Below are 13,371 nucleotides of genomic sequence, written 5' to 3'. Positions count from 1 at the left end.
TCCCTCAGGGCAGTTGCTCGATCTCCGTGGGCGCCTCGACGCGGATCACCCCGATGTCGCTGGTGATCGGTACGTCCGGGAAGCGCTCGGACACCCGACGCAGGATCTCCTCGCGCCGGTGTGGGCTCTCCACCTCGCCGTAGAGCACGATGGCGCGTTCCCGCCGCACCACGGTGATCCCCTGTTCGGCGACGGCGGGGTCCTCGGCGAGGAGCCGTTGGATCTCCGCCTCGACGTACTCGTCCGGTGGCCCGGCGCCAATGTCGCGTTGGTGGGTCACGATGTCCCCTCTCCGGTCGGGGTGCCGGCGGCCGGCACCACCTCCAGCCGGTCCAGCAGCACCAGGAACGCCTCGGCGTACGGCGAGTGCTCCGTCTCCTTGCGTACCCGCTCCCAGTCGATCTGCTCCCGCAGGGAGCGGGCCAGCGGCAGGCCGCGGGCGAAGTCGCAGTAGTGCTGGGAGAAGCTGAGCAGTTTGTGCACCATCAGCTGGGAGGCGGACAGGACCGGCATCTGGATCGCGTCCACCGGCCGGATGACCGTGTCGGCGAACGTCTCCTCCGTCACCGGTGTCTCGATCGGCCGGTGGATCAGATCCACCATCCGGCCGTCGTCGAAGACCTTGACCAGCCAGTCCTCCGGGGGGCGCTCGGCGACGAACCCGGCGGCGACCAGGGCCTCCAGTGCCTTCTCCACGTCGACCTCCCGGATCAGGAAGTCGACGTCGTGCTCGCTGGAGTGGCCCCCGTGGGCGTAGACGGCGAAGCTGCCGCCCAGGGCGAACGGGATCTCGGACTGCTTGAGCACGGCGGCGACCTTCTTGAGGGTGTGCACCAGACTCTCGTCTCCGCGCTCAGCCATCTGGTTCTCCCGTCGTCGTGTTGGTGGACCGGCGGTTGGATACGAACTCCGGTACCCGGCATTCCGGTCGGCCACACCTGCGGGTGTCCCGGTCGGGTGTCAACAGGGATAAACCATCACATACCTCACGGGTCGGGTGCGTGGGTCGGATAACCTGTCGAGGGTGGCCAGATCATCGGGGATGCGACGACGCAGGGCCCGGTTGCGCACTGTCGCCCTCATCGGCATCGACGGCTCGGGCAAGACCACTCAGGCTCACCGACTGGCCGACGCGCTGAACGCGGCCGGCCGCCCCGCGAAATACCGCCGCAACGCCAGCGGCCGTCGTTGGCTCGGCCGGCTCGCCAACCGGCTCGGGCGGCCCGACGCCCAGCGGCTGGTCGGGCGCGACGGTGTGCTGGCGGTGGAGTCCGTGCTGCGCTGGCTCGCCATCGCCGTAGCCCTGATCAGCTGTCTGCTCACCGGCCGGACGGCGGTGATGGACCGTTACTCGGCCTGCCAGTACGCGAGCATCCGGGCCCACGGTGGGCAACGCTGGGAACGGTTCGCACGGGCCGGCTACCGGCTCTTTCCGACGCCGCAGGTGACCTTCCTGCTGGCCGTGGACCCGGCGGAGGCGTACCGGCGCATCGAGGAACGCGGCACCGACCACGAGACGATGGGCTGGCTGACCGCGGCGGACACCGCCTACCGGGCCCTGCCCGAATACCCGAGCTTCGTGCTGGTGGACGCGGACCGCCCGGCCGAGGAGGTCACCGAGCAGATCCAGGCGCACCTGGAGACCTGGCTGCCAGCGCCCTCCAGGGCGGCACCCGGTGAGGTGCCCCCGCTGGTAACTCAGGCCCGCCCGTAGACCGGAACGGTGGCACCGCTGGTCGGGGCCGACTCCTCCGACGCGAGGAAACGGATCACCGATGCGATCTCGGCCGGCGCGACCCAACGGGAGTGGTCGGCGTCGGGCTGGGCGGCCCGGTTGGCCGGGGTGTCGATGACGCTGGGCAGCACGGTGTTGCAGCGGACGTTGCGGGGCCGGTATTCCACCGCGACCGCGTTGGCGAAGGCCAGCACCCCGGCCTTGGCCGTCACGTAACCGGCCGCGCCGGCGAACGGGGCGACCGCCGCGCGGGCCGAGACGCACACCACCGCGCCACCACCGGCCGCCACCAGATGCGGCAACGCGGCCTGGGTGACCAGGTAGGTGGGCCGCAGGTTGACGGTGAGCATCCGCTCGAAGACCTCGATCGGGGTCTCGTGCACCAGACCTTCGCTGGCGTACCCGCCGACGAGGTTGACCACGGCCCGCAGGGGTGCCGCCGGGTCGCCGGCGGCGGCCTCGACCGCCCGCGTCGCGTCCGCCGGGTCGCTGAGGTCCGCGACCAGCCGGAGCACCCCCGCTGCCGGCTCCGAACCGGGACGGGCCTCCCGCTCCGGTACGACCACCCGCCAGCCCGCCTCGACGAACGCGGCGACGGCCGCCCCGCCGAGCCCGCCAGCCCCTCCGGTCACCAACACGCTGCGCTCCGCCATGCGCCTCACGCTAGCGTCCCGTCCGGCCGGCGCCTGCCGGTGCTCCACAGCCGACGCTCTGCCCAGAGCAGAGTGGCTGGCCGAACCGCCTACCGGCAGCGCAGGATCGGCGGATGCGGATCCTCATTCTCGGTGGCACCCGGTTCCTCGGTCGGGCGGTGGCGCAGCTCGCCCTCGACCAGGGCGACGACGTGACCTGCGCGGCCCGGGGCGTCTCCGGCGTCGTGCCGGCCGGGGCCCGGTTCGTGCCGGTCGACCGCGACGACCCGGACGCCCTGGTGCCGCTCGCCGACGACGGCTTCGACGCCGTGGTCGACGTGACCCGCCAGGTCAGTCACGCGCGGCACGCGCTCTCCGCACTTGCCGACCAGGTGGGCCACTGGTCCTTCGTGTCGACGATCTCGGTGTACGCGGACAACACCACCCCCGGCCAGACCGCCGCGGACGCACCGGTGCTGCCGGCCGCCCCGGCGGACGTGGACGGTCCGGTCGGCCCGGACCACCGTTGGTACGGCGAGTGCAAGGTGAGCATCGAGCAGGCGGTCCGGGAGCGGGTGGGCGTGGACCGCTCGTTCATCTGCCGAGCGGGCCTGATCGTCGGTGCCGAGGACCCGAGCGACCGCTTTCCGTACTGGGTGCGGCGCCTGTCGGCCGGCGGAGAGGTTCTCGCGCCCGGGCAGCCGACCGACCGGGTGCAGTTCGTGGACGTCGCCGATCTGGCGGGTTGGTTGCTGCACGCCGCCGGCACCCGCCTCAGCGGCACGTACGACGGCATCGGGCCGGCGATGACACGGGCGGACCTGCTGGCCGGGGTGGCGGCCGGGCTGGACGCACCGGAGCCCGTCCTGACCTGGGTGGATCAGGAGTTCCTGGCGTCCCACGACGTTCGCGAGTGGTCGGGGGAGCGGGCGCTGCCGCTGTGGGTGCGACTGCCGGAGTCCGGCGGCCTGATGGACCGCGACGCCCGACCGGCTCTGGACGCCGGGCTGACGGTCCGTCCGTTGCCTGACACCGTTCGGGCGACTGCGTCCTGGATGGCAGCGCAGCCGGCCGCCGTACGGCAGGGTGGTCTCGACCCGGCGGATGAGGCGGCGGTCCTGCGGGAGTGGCAGGCTGTGCGGGACCGGTGATCCCGGCAGCCGACACTTTCCCTACCGGACAGTCATAGTTGACGCTCACGCTTGGTGAAAGTAAGTTTCACCCGTGGCGAAGAGTCCGAAGATTTCTGCGAGTCAGGAGCCCGGTGGGCTGATCGTCCACATCAGCGGGCTGTTGCCGTCGCTGTCGCCCGCCGAGCAGCGGGTTGCCCGACTGGTCGTGTCCGATCCGGCCGCTGCGGCCCGGCGGACCATCACCGACCTCGCCACCGCAGCGGAGACATCCGAGGCGACCGTCATCCGGTTCTGCCGTTCGGTGGGCATGGACGGTTACCCGCAACTACGCATCCGCCTCGCCGCCGAGGCCGCTCGCCGGATCGAGCCGCCGGACGCCCGGGTGGTCGGTGGTGACATCCCGCCCGGCGCCGACCTCGCCCAGATCATCGCCACCATCGCGTTCAACGACGCCCGAGCGGTCGAGGAGACCGCCGAGCAGCTCGACCCCGCCGTCTGTGAGCAGGTGGTCGAGGCGATCAGTGGCGCCGGTCGGATCGACATCTACGGCGCCGGCGCCAGCGGCTTCGTCGCCTCCGACTTCCAGCAGAAGCTGCACCGCATCGGCCGGATCGCCTTCTACTTCCCGGACGTGCACACCGCGTTGACCTCGGCCGCCCTCCTCGGTCGGGGCGACGTGGCGATCGGCATCTCGCACACCGGCACCACCTCCGACGTGATCGAGGTGCTGGAGCAGGCCCGCACCCGGGGTGCCGTCACCGTGGCACTGACCAACTTCCCGCGTTCGCCGATCACCGACGTCGCGGACTTCGTGTTGACCACGGCGGCCCGCGAAACCACCTACCGCTCCGGCGCGACGGCCAGCCGGCTGGCCCAGCTCACCGTCGTCGACTGCCTCTTCGTGGGGGTGGCCGCCCGCAACCGGGCCCGGGCACGCAAGGCACTGGAGGCGACCGCTGAGGCGGTCCAGTCGCACCGGGTGGGTGCCAACCGGAGGCGGGCATGACGGCAGGTGCGGTGGAGCCGGACGAGGACGTGCCAGCACCGCCCGCCCGCCCGACGGTCCGGGTGGGTGCGCCCACCGAGCGGCGCAACCCGCTCAGCGTCGACCTCGACCTGATGTCGACCCGGGACGTCCTCACCGTGATCAACGAGGCGGACCGGCGGGTGCCGGCCGCGGTCGCAGCGGTGCTCGACGAGATCGCCACCACCGTCGACCTGGCGGTTGCGGCCCTGCGCGGCGGTCACCGGGTGCACTACTTCGGCGCCGGCACGTCCGGCCGCCTGGGAGTGCTCGACGCGGCCGAGCTGGCGCCCACCTTCAACTCGCCCCGGCACTGGTTCTGCTCCCACCTCGCCGGTGGCCCGGACGCCATGTGGCGGGCCGTGGAGGACGCCGAGGACGACGAGCGGGGCGGCGCGGTCGAGGCGGCCGGTTGTGTGCGCGCCGGTGACCTGGTGGTCGGTCTGGCGGCCAGCGGACGCACCCCGTACGTCCTCGGGGCGCTCGCCTCGGCCCGGGCCAAGGGTGCTTCGACGGTGCTGCTCTGCGCCAATCCGGAGGCGGAGGCCGCTCGCTCGGTCGACGTGTTCATCGGGGTGGACACCGGACCCGAGGTGGTGACCGGGTCGACCCGGATGAAGGCGGGCACCGCACAGAAGTTGGTGCTCAACACGTTCTCGACCGCCGTCATGGTGCGTCTGGGCCGGGTCTACTCGAACCTCATGATCGATATGGTCGCCACCAACGCGAAGCTCCGGGGACGAATGATCTCGATTCTGGTCGAGGCCACCGGCTGCTCCGAGCAGGTCTCCCAGCAGGCCCTTTCCGCCGCCGACGGTGACCTGAAGACGGCGCTCGTCTCCCTGGTGTCCGGCGCCGAGGTGGACGCCGCCCGGGCCGCACTGGCCCGCTCCGCCGACCAGGTCCGCGGCGCCCTCGCCCTGCTCGCCTCCTGACCCCGCCCGGTCCACCGGGAAGCGAACCGGGCTTCGGATTGTTCATCAGGCCGGGGGGTAATAACACTCCCGATGGATGAACCGACCGGTCCGCCGGTGCGTATCAGCCAGTGACCAGGATCGCAGCAGGGTGGTGACCCGGGTCGCTGTGCCCCAGGGCCGGCGGTGTTGCCATGGTCGGTGACCCGTGCGTGGCGCCCAGCGTAGAGCCGCCAGACGGGGTCCTGACAGCAAACATGGACCGTGCTCTCAGCTACTACTCAGGCATTCGTGACACTTTCGACTCACGAGACGGAATCCCCGACACGTCTCATCTGTTGTGTAGGTGTCAGCACCGATGGGCACAGCAGAAGTTACCAGGGGCTGACGGACGTGGGGAATGGCAAGGAACCGGGCAACCGGCGCGAGCGAGGGGACCGTGGGCAACGTGGACAAGAACATCGGCATGCGAACCGACGAGGTTGCCGAGGAGCGCGACCTGGTCGGCGTCTACCTGCACGAGATCTCCCGGACGCCACTGCTGGACGCCGCCAAGGAGGTCGATCTCTCCAAGGCGATCGAGGCGGGCCTCTACGCCGAGCACCTGCTCGGTGAGGACGCCCTCCCCGCCGGTGTCGACCGGGCCGACCTGGAGTGGCTGGTCGTCGAGGGAGAGCGGGCGAAGGACCTCTTCATCCGCGCCAACCTCCGACTGGTCGTATCGATCGCCCGCCGCTACGTGCGCTCGGGCATGCCCATGCTGGACCTGATCCAGGAGGGCAACACCGGCCTGGTCCGGGCGGTCGAGAAGTTCGACTACGAGCGTGGTTACAAGTTCTCCACCTACGCGACCTGGTGGATTCGCCAGGCGATCAGCCGGGCGATCGCCCAGCAGGAGCGCACCGTCCGTCTGCCGGTGCACCTGGTGGAGGACGTCAACCGGATGCGCAACGTGGCCCGGCAGCTGACCCGTGAGCTGGGCGCCGACCCGGAGCCGGAGCAGATCGCCGCCGCCCTCGGCGTCACCGTCGAGCGGGTCAACGAGCTGCGCCGCTGGTCGCAGGACACCGTCTCGCTGGACACCCCGGTGGGCGACGACGGTGACACCAAGCTCGGCGACCTGGTCGCCGACAGTGACGCTCCGTCGCCGGAGGACATCGTCCTCAGCGGTCTGGAGCGGCAGCGCATCGAGGGCCTGCTCAACCACCTCGACGACCGGTCGGCGGGCATCATGCGGGCCCGCTACGGCCTGGAGGACGGCCGGGAGCACTCGCTCACCGAGGTCGCTTCCCGGTTCTCGCTCTCCCGCGAGCGGATCCGACAGTTGGAGATCCAGGCTCTCGGTCGGCTGCGTGAGCTGGCCCGGGCCGAAGGGCTGCAGGCAGCCTGACCTGGTAGTAATGACGGCGAACGGCCGGCGTCCGATAGGGGGACGCCGGCCGTTCGCCGTATTCGTCTGCCTAGCGGACCCGACCGTAGCCCTGGATGGGCATCATGTTCATGCCCCGCTTGAGCACGTTGCGACCGGCGCTCGGCGCGTCGATCACCTGGCCGTCGCCCACGTAGAGGGCGACATGCCCGAGCCCGCTGTAGAACACCAGGTCGCCTGGGCGTAGGTCGCCCCGGCCGATGTGCGCGACGGCACTCCACTGCATCCGGGTGTTGTGTGGCAGCGACTTTCCGGCCGCCCGCCAGGCCGCCGAGGTGAGCCCGGAACAGTCGTAGCCGTTGGGCCCGTCGGCTGCCCAGACGTACGGCTTGCCCAGCGCGCCGAACGCGTAGCGCACCGCGGCCCCGGCGTCACCTGCCACCGCGGGCACGTTCCTGGCCTCGGTCACCGCGGCCTTGGGTTCGGGTCGCTCGGTGGCCGCCCCGTACGCCTGCTCGCGCAGCTCGTACAGTCTGGCCAGGTCCTGCTCGATCTGCTTCTTGCCCGCCGCGAGTTCACGGGCCTGTGCGGCCTGCCGGGTGAGTGTCGCGTCCAGGCGGGACTTCTCGTCGAGCAGCCGCCGCTGGTCAGCGGTGTAGCCGGAGATGCTCTCCTGCCGCTGGCGGGTCAGTTGGTCGAGCGTGCCGAGGCGGTCCAGCAGCGCGGTGGCACCCTCGGCGCGCAGCAGGGCGTCCGCGGTCCGCAGGCCGCCGGTCTTGTACGCGGTGCTGGCCAGTTTGGCCACGTCGGCCTGGCTCTGCTTGGCCTGCTCTTCGAGTGGGCCGATGCGGGCCTGTAATCGGGACACTGCGGCCTCGTTGGTCTTGATCTCCTCACGCAGCTTGTTGTACGACTCGACGACCCGCTCCAACTCGGTCGAGGACGTCTCGATCCGGCGGGTCAGGTCGGCGGGGGACGGCTCGGCGCGAGCCACCGCCGTCGGGGCGATCAGCGCGGCCGACATGCCGGCCAGCGCCACGGTGCGCAGCAGGTTTCTCAGGGATGACAAGAGCGGAAGGCCCCTCTCCCACGGCCGCCGGGGCTGCTGATGCCCTCGGCGACACCGGCCGGGGCCACCCGGGGCGGACGGCACTGGGCCGGACCGGCTCGCCCAACCTAACCCGGGACGGATGTTGCCCGCAGTTGAAGCAGGGGCGAATGTTGGCGAAGTGGCCCGTCGTACCCCTGTGCCGGGTGGCGTCATCGTGGCTGTTGACGCCTGACAGGGGAGGGCGTATCGCACTTTTAGTGCCCAACTGACGGAAATGCGACTTTCGTCGTTCCGGGCGTATGCCGCCGGAGACCCGCCCCCCATAACCGATAAAACCTGAAATGGATGCTGTTTCTCGGCGATGTCCTGCGGTTGGGGGAGCTGTCGAGAGTCCGCAAATGCCCAGGCCGGCTGGCGTTCTCCCAACACAATGTGAACGGAGCCGGGAATCCCGTCGACCGGTAGCGATGTCATTCAGCGGGTCATCTCGGCCAACCGTCCCCCGCGGGAGGAACCGTGAATCGTGAAGGCGCAGGAACGACGCCGCCGCGAACGGTGCCGGGCGCCCGGTCGACCCTGCTGTACGCACGGCCCGGCATCATCGTGACCGTCGACCGGTTCACCGCCGGTCGAACCAGCTACCAGGTCGCCGACCTGACCCATCTGCGGACCACCCGGGGCCCGCACGACCGGATCGCCGTGCGGGCCGTGGTCATCACCGCCAGCATGCTCGGCGGTGTCGGGCTGTTGCTCGGCTTCACCGGAGGTCTGCACCGCCTGACCGCCGGGGCGTACCTCATCCTGGGTGCGGTGTTCCTGCTTCCGGCCGCGCTCGCCCTGGTGGGCGATCGCTGGCGCCCACCGCCCTACGAGCTGTGGGGGTGGTACCGGGGAACGGAGATGCTGCTGTTCACCGCCGACGACGAACGGCAGTTCGGCCAGGTCACGCGGGCACTGTTACGGGCCCGGGAAGTCAACCGGTACGGCGGCTGGGTCGATCCGCTCGCGTCGGCCGACCCGTGGCGACCCAGTCGTTGACCTGACGGCGGTGGGCCGGCGCCGAGGTGGCGTCGGCCCAGCGGCCACTCAGCGGGCGACCGGCTCCGGAGCCCGCTGCTCCTGCGGCGCGGCCAGCCAGGAGCTGACCCGGCGCTCGGCGTAGAACGAGACGAACGGCACAGTGCCGGCCAGCATCACGAGCAGCATCCGCTTCAGCGGCCAGTCCGCGCGGCGGCTCAGGTCGAACGCGGCCACCAGATAGATCATGTAGAGGAAGCCGTGCGCCGGCCCGATCGTCTCGACCACTACCGCGTTGTCGAACACGTACTTCAGGGGCATGCCGATCACGACCAGCATGATCAGCACCACGCCCACGATCCAGGCGATCACGCGGTACCGGGTAAGGGCAGCGCCCACCGTCGTCCGTCCTTCCGAACCCGGCTCAGCCGGGATAGTCACCGGGCCGGGCGCCCGGATTGGCGTTCAACCATGACAGGTAGTGGTTGTAGGCGGCCAGGTCATTGTCCTGGACGGCATCGTCGCTGACCGGCACCCGGGAGACCCGCACCGGTCGGCGCACCGCCGGGCGGGAACCCGTGGTGACAGCCGGCTCCGGCGCGTCGGCCGGGTCCGCCGGTGGCGCGTCGGCCTCCGACGCCCGGTTGCGGGCCAGCTTCACCTCGCGCCACCACACGTAGACCACGAAGCCGGCGAAGATCGGCCACTCGACCGCGTACCCCCAGCTCAGGCTGTTGCCGGCCGCGGCTCGGCTGACCTGCCACCAACCCAGCCCGAGGAAACCCACGGTCAGCACGACCATGGCCACGTGGCGCGCGATCCACGCCGGGGTCCAGAGCCGCCTCATGGCATCGAGGGTACCGGGGACGGCGCGGGTCTCCGACACCGTGTCGTAGCTGACGCGGGTTTGGCGTTCCCGCGCCTGGGCAATCGTCTAGACGCCAGCCCAAACGAGATCAAGGGGGGCGATCATGACCGGATCGGTACGTGAGGACGGCTTTGCGTCCAGCGGCAGCAGCGATATGAGCCCGGAGCAGCGGGTGCCCGAGTGGGCCGGCGACGACCTCGCCGACCCGGCCGGCTCCACGGGTCTCGACGGCGATCTGCCCGGCATCGACCCGACGGAGTTGACCGACGAGGATCTGATCCGCGAGATGCACAGCCTGCACCGCACCCGCCTCGACACCCTGCGGCACGCGTCGGACTCCGCGCTCGCCAACCACCTGCGACGCACGGCGGAGCTCGAGACCGAGTACCTGGCCCGCCACCCGGGCCGGGAGGTCGACCCCAGCCGCCTGCGGGACGCCTGATGCCGGCGCGCGCCGTGCGCGGCATGTCCGCGCCACCCGAGGTGGTCTTCAACACGGCCACCGACCCTCACCGCGCCTCCGCCTGGCTGCCGGAGCCGCTGCGCGGCGACGGCAGCCCCGCTGCGGAGATCAATGGCGAGGAGTTGCGGGCCCGCTGGGGTGACGGCGACGGCGACGACTGGTCCGCCGAGATCCGGGTGGAGCCCGCGGATTCCGGCGGCGCCCGGATCCAGCTCGACCTGGCCGACGGCTCGGGAGGGGCGGGCCCGGACCAGTTGGCCGACGAAGCGCTCACCAACCTGGCACGCGAGGTCGCCGACAACCTCCAGGCCGGCTGAGCCGGCCACGCGGGACACCACTCCCGTACCACCACGACACATCTGAGGAGACCGGGTGAGCGACACTGGCCTGCGACAAAAGGCGGCACGGTTGCGCCGGGCGTACGCGCCGCACGAACACCGACCGCTCGGCGGCTATCTGGTGGCGATGGGCGCCTACGCCGGGGTGACGGGCGCTCTCGCCGGTCTGGTCAAGGTGACCGGTCGCCCGGTGCCGGAGCGTCCCGCCCCATCCGACGTGGTGCTGCTCTCCATCGCCACGCACAAGCTGAGCCGGCTGCTGTCCAAGGACGCGGTGACCAGCCCCCTGCGGGCGCCGTTCACCCGTTACGACCGCCCGATCGGCAGCGGCGAGGTGATGGAACAGGTCCGCGACTCGGGCAGCCCGACCCGGCACGCCATCGGCGAGTTGCTGAGCTGCCCGTTCTGCCTGGCGGTCTGGGTGGCCACCGGGCTGACCGGCGGCCTGGTGCTCGCGCCCCGGCTGACCCGGCTGGTGGCCACCGCCCTGACGGCGGTCGCCGCGTCGGACTTCCTCCAGATGGCGTACGCGACGGCGCAGCAGGCCGCCGAGGGTGGGCACGACGACGACTGAGCAGTCGAAGACAACGACAGCGGGGGCCGGCGCATGCCGACCCCCGCTGCCGAATGTCGTACGTCTCAGCGCTGCATGCCGGACCAGCCGTGCGGCGACTCCGGCTCCCGTTCGTCCTCGTCCGCCCCGGTGATGATGTCCCGGTCCACGGCGGTGCGGTCGTGTTCGTTGGCGAAGTCGGGCTCAGGCGTGGTGTCCCTGCCCTTCGGCGGCTGACCCAGCGCCGGCATTTCCTCGTCGTGGTCCTTGTCGGTCATGTCGGTGTCCCTTCTGCGGTCGCTCACCCGATCGAACCGCCCAGCAGGTCGCTGGCCTCGTCCACCGCGTACTCGCCCTCGGGCAGCGCGTCGATGCGGGCGAGCAGGTCCGGCGGAAGCTCGGCAGCCACCGCCCGGCGGTAGATCTCGGCCTGGGTGACCCGCTCCTGTGCCCGGTAGATGTCGTCGAGCAGGTCGTCGAGGGCCCGGGTGTCCGGCTCGCCGGACACGGATGCGTCGTCGGTCACCTCGATCAGCTACCCGGGGCGGAATCGGTCAAACGTCACGCCGGTGTTCCACGTGCCGGCACCTCCGGACCACCCCACACGTGCTCACCAGGGCAGTGGCCCTGCCTCGTCCTGGAAGGTCCCCGTCGGCCCGGACGGGTCCAGGGTCGCCAGGCGTACGACCTGCCGGGCGCTCTCCGCCGCCGGACGTCCGATGCCGAAGGCGGCGGTCATGTCGGTGGCGGTGGGGCCCGGTTCGAGGGCGTTGAACTTGATGCCCGGCTGGGACTTGGCGTACTGCACCGTCAGCATGGTGGCCGCGGCCTTGGACGCCGAGTACAGGGCGAGCGGCAGACCGTACTCCGGCCGCTCGGGATTGTTCACCGCCCAGAACGACCCCGCGCTGCTCGAGACGGTGACGACGTTGGGATTGGACGATCTGCGAAGCAGGGGCAGTGCGGCCTCCGTGACGCGCACGATCCCCACCGCGTTCGTGTCGAAGGATCGCAGCGCGGCGGGGCCGTCGAGCCCGGTCTCCAGAACGCCCGCGTTGTGCACCAGGACATCGAGTCGGCCCTCGTCCGAGTCGATCGTCGCCAGTGCGCCGCGCACCGATGCGTCGTCGGTCACGTCGAGCTGGACGAACCGCGCCCCGAGCGTCGCCGCCGCCTTCTCGCCTCGCTCGACATCACGAGCGCCGAGGTAGACGACGTGCCCCAGCTCCAGAAGCTGTCGGGCGGTCTCGAAGCCGATGCCCTTGTTGGCTCCGGTGATCAGCGTGACAGTCATGTCCATTCCTTTCGAATACCTGACCCGAAAGGGCCGCTGCGAACGCTATGCGCGTTCCACCGGCGTACCTGGAGCCCTCTTCAGCCTGGGGTCTGGCAGGACCCCCTCTGCGGTCGTGGGCAGGCCCGCGGAGGCCAGGAGGGTCAGCTTCTCGGCGTTGTCGGAGCCGGCGTCGGGGTGGTAGACGACGAGCATCAGGCCCTCGGTTCCGGCGATGCTCAGCCGTTCCCGGTTGAGGACGAGTTCGCCGACCTGGGGGTGGTCGATCCGAATCGGTGTCCCGCGCTGGCCGCGTACCTCATGGCGGGCCCAGAGCTGACGGAATCGGGCGCTCGCCAGGGACAGCTCTCCGGTGAGCTCGATGAAGCGGGGGTCGTCGATGTCCGTGCCCACGGCCTGTCGCAGGTTCGCGACGAAGCACTCCGTGATGTTTTCCCAATCCGGGTGCAGCGCCTGCTCGGCGGGGTTCAGGAACAGGTCCCTGAGCTGGTTGCCGCCTTCCACGAGGCCTGGAGAAAGAGCTGTGGCGAGGCTGTTCGAGGCCAGGATGTCGAAGTACCGTCCCTCGATGAACGCGGGCTGGACGAGGGAGTCCAGGAGCTTGAGCGCACCGGACGGAACGGTCTCCCGGCGCGCTCGGCGTCTGCGCTTGCGGGGAGCGCCCGCAACCAGCGTCAGCAGATGGGCCAGGTGCTCGTCGTCGAGCTGCAGTACGCGGGCGATGGACTCCAGCACCTGCACGGACGGATTTCGGTCGCGGCCACGCTCCAGGCGCAGGTAGTAGTCCGCGCTGACACCGGCGAGCATGGCGACCTCCTCGCGCCGCAGGCCCGGCACGCGTCGCACGCCCCCGTTGGGAATGCCGGCCTGCTGCGGTGTCACCAGGGCCCGCCGAGCACTCAGGAAAGCACCAAGCTCGTTCGACATCTCGCTCACCAATAGATCGTATGGTCGGGCGCAGCGGTCAGCGGGGGGCCTGT

General features: G+C 70.8%; 19 protein-coding genes. 9 read left to right on the top strand and 10 right to left on the bottom strand.

Annotation, left to right across the window (positions count from 1 at the left end; all coding sequences use genetic code 11):
- Nucleotides 1-4: 4 nt before the first annotated feature.
- Nucleotides 5-280: a BON domain-containing protein gene (locus GA0070619_RS22265; protein WP_088949847.1), complete on the bottom strand. Its 276-nt coding sequence runs from the start codon at nucleotides 278-280 to the stop codon at nucleotides 5-7.
- Complete coding sequence (locus GA0070619_RS22260) at nucleotides 277-861, bottom strand: nucleotidyltransferase (RefSeq protein ID WP_088949846.1); 585 nt, start codon at nucleotides 859-861, stop codon at nucleotides 277-279. Before GA0070619_RS22260 ends, GA0070619_RS22265 begins: the two co-directional genes overlap by 4 nt.
- 181 nt (nucleotides 862-1,042) lie before the next feature.
- On the opposite strand from GA0070619_RS22260, the gene GA0070619_RS22255 reads away from it, so the two are divergent.
- Nucleotides 1,043-1,714, top strand: a complete 672-nt coding sequence (locus tag GA0070619_RS22255; protein ID WP_088949845.1) for a dTMP kinase — start codon at nucleotides 1,043-1,045, stop codon at nucleotides 1,712-1,714.
- On the opposite strand, the gene GA0070619_RS22250 is transcribed toward GA0070619_RS22255, so the two are convergent.
- Complete coding sequence (locus GA0070619_RS22250; RefSeq protein ID WP_088949844.1) at nucleotides 1,699-2,388, bottom strand: SDR family NAD(P)-dependent oxidoreductase; 690 nt, start codon at nucleotides 2,386-2,388, stop codon at nucleotides 1,699-1,701. The genes GA0070619_RS22255 and GA0070619_RS22250 overlap by 16 nt on opposite strands.
- A 113-nt stretch (nucleotides 2,389-2,501) precedes the next feature.
- Between GA0070619_RS22250 and GA0070619_RS22245 the strand changes: the two genes are divergently transcribed.
- From GA0070619_RS22245 to GA0070619_RS22230, 4 genes are all read left to right on the top strand, one after another.
- A complete protein-coding gene (locus GA0070619_RS22245; RefSeq protein WP_088949843.1) occupies nucleotides 2,502-3,518 on the top strand; it encodes an NAD-dependent epimerase/dehydratase family protein in 1,017 nt (338 codons plus the stop codon).
- A gap of 73 nt (nucleotides 3,519-3,591) precedes the next feature.
- The gene (locus GA0070619_RS22240; protein ID WP_088949842.1) at nucleotides 3,592-4,506 is read left to right on the top strand and encodes a MurR/RpiR family transcriptional regulator; all 915 of its coding nucleotides are present in this window, start codon (nucleotides 3,592-3,594) and stop codon (nucleotides 4,504-4,506) included.
- Nucleotides 4,503-5,459, top strand: a complete 957-nt coding sequence (gene murQ / locus GA0070619_RS22235) for an N-acetylmuramic acid 6-phosphate etherase (RefSeq protein WP_088949841.1) — start codon at nucleotides 4,503-4,505, stop codon at nucleotides 5,457-5,459. Before GA0070619_RS22240 ends, murQ begins: the two co-directional genes overlap by 4 nt.
- Nucleotides 5,460-5,838: 379 nt before the next feature.
- Nucleotides 5,839-6,828, top strand: coding sequence for a sigma-70 family RNA polymerase sigma factor (locus tag GA0070619_RS22230; RefSeq protein ID WP_088949840.1), 990 nt, complete (start codon nucleotides 5,839-5,841; stop codon nucleotides 6,826-6,828).
- Nucleotides 6,829-6,898: 70 nt separating this feature from the next.
- On the opposite strand, the gene GA0070619_RS22225 is transcribed toward GA0070619_RS22230, so the two are convergent.
- The gene (locus GA0070619_RS22225; RefSeq protein ID WP_088949839.1) at nucleotides 6,899-7,876 is read right to left on the bottom strand and encodes a C40 family peptidase; all 978 of its coding nucleotides are present in this window, start codon (nucleotides 7,874-7,876) and stop codon (nucleotides 6,899-6,901) included.
- 498 nt (nucleotides 7,877-8,374) lie between these two features.
- On the opposite strand from GA0070619_RS22225, the gene GA0070619_RS22220 reads away from it, so the two are divergent.
- The gene (locus GA0070619_RS22220; protein WP_088949838.1) at nucleotides 8,375-8,896 is read left to right on the top strand and encodes a DUF6232 family protein; all 522 of its coding nucleotides are present in this window, start codon (nucleotides 8,375-8,377) and stop codon (nucleotides 8,894-8,896) included.
- 48 nt (nucleotides 8,897-8,944) lie between these two features.
- On the opposite strand, the gene GA0070619_RS22215 is transcribed toward GA0070619_RS22220, so the two are convergent.
- Both GA0070619_RS22215 and GA0070619_RS22210 read right to left on the bottom strand, forming a co-directional pair.
- A complete protein-coding gene (locus tag GA0070619_RS22215; RefSeq protein WP_088949837.1) occupies nucleotides 8,945-9,274 on the bottom strand; it encodes a DUF3817 domain-containing protein in 330 nt (109 codons plus the stop codon).
- 25 nt (nucleotides 9,275-9,299) lie between these two features.
- Nucleotides 9,300-9,722 (bottom strand): hypothetical protein, encoded by a 423-nt coding sequence (locus tag GA0070619_RS22210; RefSeq protein ID WP_197699564.1) that lies wholly within the window; start codon nucleotides 9,720-9,722, stop codon nucleotides 9,300-9,302.
- A 121-nt stretch (nucleotides 9,723-9,843) separates the two neighbouring features.
- Between GA0070619_RS22210 and GA0070619_RS22205 the strand changes: the two genes are divergently transcribed.
- The 3 genes from GA0070619_RS22205 to GA0070619_RS22195 are packed head-to-tail and all read left to right on the top strand — an operon-like array spanning nucleotide 9,844 to nucleotide 11,118.
- A complete protein-coding gene (locus GA0070619_RS22205; protein WP_374223661.1) occupies nucleotides 9,844-10,185 on the top strand; it encodes a DUF6158 family protein in 342 nt (113 codons plus the stop codon).
- A complete protein-coding gene (locus GA0070619_RS22200; protein ID WP_088949834.1) occupies nucleotides 10,185-10,523 on the top strand; it encodes an SRPBCC family protein in 339 nt (112 codons plus the stop codon). Before GA0070619_RS22205 ends, GA0070619_RS22200 begins: the two co-directional genes overlap by 1 nt.
- Nucleotides 10,524-10,578: 55 nt before the next feature.
- On the top strand, nucleotides 10,579-11,118 hold the full coding sequence (locus tag GA0070619_RS22195) for a DUF1360 domain-containing protein (protein ID WP_088949833.1): 540 nt from the start codon (nucleotides 10,579-10,581) through the stop codon (nucleotides 11,116-11,118).
- A 65-nt stretch (nucleotides 11,119-11,183) separates the two neighbouring features.
- On the opposite strand, the gene GA0070619_RS22190 is transcribed toward GA0070619_RS22195, so the two are convergent.
- From GA0070619_RS22190 to GA0070619_RS22175, 4 genes are all read right to left on the bottom strand, one after another.
- Nucleotides 11,184-11,375, bottom strand: coding sequence for a hypothetical protein (locus GA0070619_RS22190; protein WP_088949832.1), 192 nt, complete (start codon nucleotides 11,373-11,375; stop codon nucleotides 11,184-11,186).
- Between the two features lie 23 nt (nucleotides 11,376-11,398).
- On the bottom strand, nucleotides 11,399-11,632 hold the full coding sequence (locus GA0070619_RS22185; RefSeq protein ID WP_218907803.1) for a hypothetical protein: 234 nt from the start codon (nucleotides 11,630-11,632) through the stop codon (nucleotides 11,399-11,401).
- A gap of 75 nt (nucleotides 11,633-11,707) precedes the next feature.
- Nucleotides 11,708-12,391 (bottom strand): SDR family NAD(P)-dependent oxidoreductase, encoded by a 684-nt coding sequence (locus tag GA0070619_RS22180; RefSeq protein WP_088949830.1) that lies wholly within the window; start codon nucleotides 12,389-12,391, stop codon nucleotides 11,708-11,710.
- A gap of 45 nt (nucleotides 12,392-12,436) precedes the next feature.
- Nucleotides 12,437-13,318, bottom strand: a complete 882-nt coding sequence (locus tag GA0070619_RS22175; protein ID WP_231927504.1) for a helix-turn-helix domain-containing protein — start codon at nucleotides 13,316-13,318, stop codon at nucleotides 12,437-12,439.
- Nucleotides 13,319-13,371 lie beyond the last annotated feature (53 nt).

It is taken from the genome of Micromonospora zamorensis (genome assembly GCF_900090275.1).
Taxonomy (GTDB): domain Bacteria; phylum Actinomycetota; class Actinomycetes; order Mycobacteriales; family Micromonosporaceae; genus Micromonospora; species Micromonospora zamorensis.
Note: the sequence above shows the minus strand (reverse complement) of the source record. Positions and strands in the feature narration are given on the sequence as shown.